Annotated in this window: 3 protein-coding genes; 2 read left to right on the forward strand and 1 reads right to left on the reverse strand. The window is 61.3% G+C overall.

Translation table 11 applies throughout. The features are described from left to right. On the reverse strand, nt 1-566 hold a 566-nt coding region (locus B3849_RS02510), incomplete at its 3' end, for a L,D-transpeptidase (RefSeq protein WP_286779776.1). Nucleotides 567-794: 228 nt separating this feature from the next. Between B3849_RS02510 and B3849_RS02515 the strand changes: the two genes are divergently transcribed. Further along, nucleotides 795-1472, forward strand: coding sequence for a gluconate 2-dehydrogenase subunit 3 family protein (locus B3849_RS02515; RefSeq protein WP_278426097.1), 678 nt, complete (start codon nt 795-797; stop codon nt 1470-1472). Between the two features lie 3 nt (nt 1473-1475). Further along, a partial coding sequence (locus B3849_RS02520; RefSeq protein WP_286779777.1) for an FAD-dependent oxidoreductase occupies nt 1476-2431 on the forward strand: 956 nt, incomplete at its 3' end.

Below are 2431 nucleotides of genomic sequence, written 5' to 3' on the forward strand. Positions count from 1 at the left end.
GCGCAGCCAGAGCTTGCACGCCCGCCGATCGATTGCGGGTTAGGCGACCCGTGGATGCGCAGATAGGTGTCGCGGTTACCGACAAAAAGATACAGCGCGCGTGACCCCAAGGGGTTCTGCGGGCCTGCGTCCATCCCATCGGCGTGTTGTTCATAAAGCTCTGGATCGCGGCGGATCATGTTCTGCGTCGGCGTCCAGGTTGGCCATTTCGCCTTGCGCTTGATCGTATAGGTGCCGGGCTCGTACAGGTTACCCCGCGCAATCGCCACGCCATAGCGCATAGCCGTGCCATTGTCCTGAATGTGATACAGATACCGCGCGACCGCATCGACGTGGATATCGCCCGGCGTCAGACCGGGGTTCGCCTCTACCAGTTGGGGCAGAAAGCGGGGCGCGACGCCCCAAGGGTTCGTCGTTGCAGGATCGTAGCCCGCTGGCGTTACCTGCGCATCCCATGCGTCCCACATCGACTTGTCTGTCGTCGCAGCGGCGGCGAGACTGGGGGCCAGAGGGGCAGAGAACAACGCGGCAGCGGAGCTGGTGATAAAATGGCGTTTGGTCAGCATGCGTGCACGCTCCTATTTAGTTAGTGCTTGACGATGTAACCCCCAATAGCGCGACCCAGTTCCCAAGAACCAGTCACATGGCTGTGTGAGTTTGTTTCGGCCCGCGCAAACTAGACCGCCCCCACCAGAAACGCCACGACTAGTTTCGCCAAAATTTTTTGCAAAATCGCGGAACATCTCGCTCACGCGGGCGTTATTTAGACAAGTGACCAATCATTTGGGTTTCGTATGCCAACGTATTCCAGACGATCAGTTCTATTCGGCTTCGGTGCCGCCGTCGGCCTTGCGTCCCTGCCGCGCCATGCCTTTGCCGCCCTCGATGGCACTCCTTTCACCTTCCTGACCGATCCCGAGGCCCGAAGCCTCGCACTGCTGTGTGACACGCTGATCCCGCAGGATGATTTCCCCTCGGCCAGTCAGGCCGGCGTGGTCGATTTCATCGATCTGCAACTTGCGGGCGGATACGGGCGCGGGGAACACTTGTATATGGACGGGCCCCACCCCCAAGGCACGCCCGAGCAAGGCTACCAATCTCCCCTACGCCCCGCCGAGCTTTGGCGCGAGGGGCTGGCGGCGATGCAGACCGTCATCGGCCCGCTTGAAGGGCAACCGCAATCCGCGCTCGACCAGCTGATGACCGACCTGTCCGAGGATAGGCCCGCGCTCGCCGGTCGTGTCGGGGCCAAAACCTTCTTTACCGAACTCCATGCCCTGACGAACCAGGGCTATTTTGCCGACCCGATCTATGGCGGCAACAAGGGCTATGCCGGTTGGCATATGGTCGGCTTCCCCGGGGCCTTCGGCTATTTCACCGACACGGTCGACGCCCACAATCGCCCCTACCGGCAGCCCCCTATGGGCATCGGGCATCAACCGGGCACAAGCGACTTCAACTGGGAAAGGTAGATCATGGCACGGCGGCTGGCGAAAACAGATGTGGTCATCATCGGGGCCGGTTGGACGGGTCTGACAGCTGCATATGAACTTGCCCACGCTGGCAAACGCTGTGTGGTGCTGGAACGCGGATCCTATCGCCACGACGCTGATGATTTCGCCGCCCCCAAGGAACATGACGAACTGAAATATGCGGTGCACCACGCGCATATGATCAACACCCGCAAAGAGACCCTGACCTTCCGCAACAACGCCAGCCAGCAGGCGCTGCCGATGCGCAGACTCGGGTCGTTCCTGCCCGGTGTCGGGCTTGGCGGCGCGGGCATCCACTGGAATGGCCAGCTTTGGCGGCCCCTGCCGTCTGACCTCGAAATGCGCAGCCATTACGAAAACCGCTATGGTGCCGACTTCATTCCCGATGATCTGAATGTGCAGGATTGGGGCGTCACCTATGACGAGCTTGAGCCTCATTTCGATTTCTACGAGAAGATCTGCGGCACCTCCGGTACAGCAGGCCAGATGGCCGACGGCCCGCGTGAAGGCGGCAACCCCTTCGAAGGGCCGCGCAGCGCTGATTATCCCAACCCGCCCATGCGCCAGCCCATCGGCCCCACCAAATTCGGAGAGGCGGCGCAAAAGCTCGGCTACCACCCCTTCCCCCTGCCCGCCGCCAACGCCACCAAGGAGTACACCAACCCCTACGGGGCCAAGCTGCATCCCTGCACCTATTGCGGCTTTTGCGAACGCTTCGGCTGCGGCTACTACGCCAAGGCCGACCCGATCATCTGCGTCTATGACCAGATCAAATCCCACGAGAACTTCGAGATCCGCTATCAGGCGCAGGTCCTGCGCGTCGAGAAGTCAGAGGACGGCAAGACCGCCACCGGTGTCACCTATCTGACCGACGCGGGCGAAGAAGTGTTCCAGCCCGCCGAAATCGTCTGCATGAATGCCTATGGCCTGTGGAACGT

Origin of the sequence: Sulfitobacter sp. UBA4523 (genome assembly GCF_002388305.1) — a bacterium.
In the GTDB taxonomy this organism is placed as follows: Bacteria; Pseudomonadota; Alphaproteobacteria; order Rhodobacterales; family Rhodobacteraceae; genus Sulfitobacter; species Sulfitobacter pontiacus.

Coding starts and splice junctions, on each gene's coding strand:
- B3849_RS02515 (WP_278426097.1), top strand. CDS start 795: ATGCCAACGTATTCCAGACGATCAGTTCTATTCGGCTTCGGTGCCGCC.